Source organism: Streptomyces sp. NPDC051555 (genome assembly GCF_044454405.1).
Lineage (GTDB): Bacteria > Actinomycetota > Actinomycetes > Streptomycetales > Streptomycetaceae > Streptomyces.
Genome location: NZ_JBITDP010000115.1, coordinates 1 through 1,422, shown reverse-complemented (window position 1 = coordinate 1,422; position 1,422 = coordinate 1). Strand labels below are relative to the sequence as shown.

Below are 1,422 nucleotides of genomic sequence, written 5' to 3'. Positions count from 1 at the left end.
CACGCTCACGCAGTTCGTCGGGGTACTTACGGGGAGCAGCCATGATCGACATCCTTCCGGGTCTTCGATGTCTCCATCAAACCCGGGGCGGTTCAAGTGGGCGACCGGCAAGCCGCTGGCCCACGCTGTTGTCAACGGCCATTGAGATGCCCAGGTGGGTGGCCGTGGGGTGTGGTCGGGTGGCCCCGGGCAATTCCGGTGGCCATCAGCCTGGACTCGACTGGCCGCACACCTGGACTTTGCCACGGCCGCCGTCAAAAGAAGAGGGCGCTCTCGTGACGGTGGATGCGGTGCTGGGCAAGCGTGGTCGGCAGGGTGGGGATTTCCTCCCGGTCTCCTCGTGGAGAGGGGCAATCCGGCGGGATACGGTCGCACCATGTCTGAAGCCCGGCTGACCACAGCCTCGTTCCTCGTCCTCGGCATCGTCGACAAGTTGGGCGAGGCCAGTCCCTACGACGTGAAGGTCGAGGCTGCGGGCACGGTCGCGCCGTTCTGGTCGGTGCCGCACGCCCAGGTGTACGCCCAGTGCGACCGCCTGGTGGAAGCGGGCCTCCTGTCGGAGGTACGGCAGAAGGGTGGGCGGAACCGCAGGCTGCTGAAACTGACCGAGGCGGGCAGGAGCGCGCTGCGGGACTGGCTGTCCGACTCGGCGTTCATACCGGTGGAGGCCCGAGAACGCGGCATCCTCAAGCTGTGGTTCGGGGCACGACCGCAGGACTTGTCCCCCGTGCAGGTCGAGGAACACCGCCGCACCCTGGCGGGCTATGAGGAACTCGCCGAGAGCGTCGGCCCCCTCCTGACTCCGGGGCAGCAGGGCGCGCTGGAGTTCGGCATCCGGTATGAGCGGATGATGGTCGATTTCTGGGAGTGGGCGCAGCACCGGGACACCTGAAGGCTCGAACTTCTTTCCGGTACAGCCTTGTTGACGGCGGCCGGAGGCACCTCTACCTTCTCGATAGTCCAGATAGGACTATCGGGTTTCGATGGTGGAGGGGAAGACCCCGTGAACCGTCTCAAGGACGTGTCGTGGGCACGTGTGGTGACCATCGTGGTGGTGACGGTTTGCGTGCTCTACGCGCCGATCGCCATGACCGAACTGTGGCCCTACGCCAGTCCTGAGGTTCCCCCGAGATGCGGGAAGTGGTGACAGGCTGTCAGATGGGTCGTATGAGAGGAACCCAGACGATGTCCGCACCGAGGAAGTACCCGCTGGAGTTGCGTGAGCGTGCGGTGCGGATGTATCGCACCACCGAGCCGAAGCCGGTGATTCGCCGCATGGCCGAGGAACTCGGCGTGCACCACGAGGCCCTGCGCAACTGGATCCGTCAGGCCGAGGCCGACGCCGGTGAACGAGGCGACCACCTCACCACCGCCGAGCGCGAGGAACTGGCCGCCCTGCGGAGAGAGAATGTCCAGCTCAAG

Annotated in this window: 2 protein-coding genes; both read left to right on the top strand. The window is 65.8% G+C overall.

Going from position 1 to position 1,422, the window contains the following annotated elements; genetic code table 11:
* Positions 1-376 precede the first annotated feature (376 nt).
* On the top strand, positions 377-892 hold the full coding sequence (locus tag ACIBEA_RS44580; RefSeq protein WP_399270307.1) for a helix-turn-helix transcriptional regulator: 516 nt from the start codon (positions 377-379) through the stop codon (positions 890-892).
* A gap of 293 nt (positions 893-1,185) precedes the next feature.
* Positions 1,186-1,422, top strand: a 237-nt coding sequence (locus ACIBEA_RS44575; RefSeq protein WP_399270305.1) for a transposase, incomplete at its 3' end; no start/stop codon positions are given.

Coding starts and splice junctions, on each gene's coding strand:
- ACIBEA_RS44580 (WP_399270307.1), top strand. CDS start 377: ATGTCTGAAGCCCGGCTGACCACAGCCTCGTTCCTCGTCCTCGGCATC.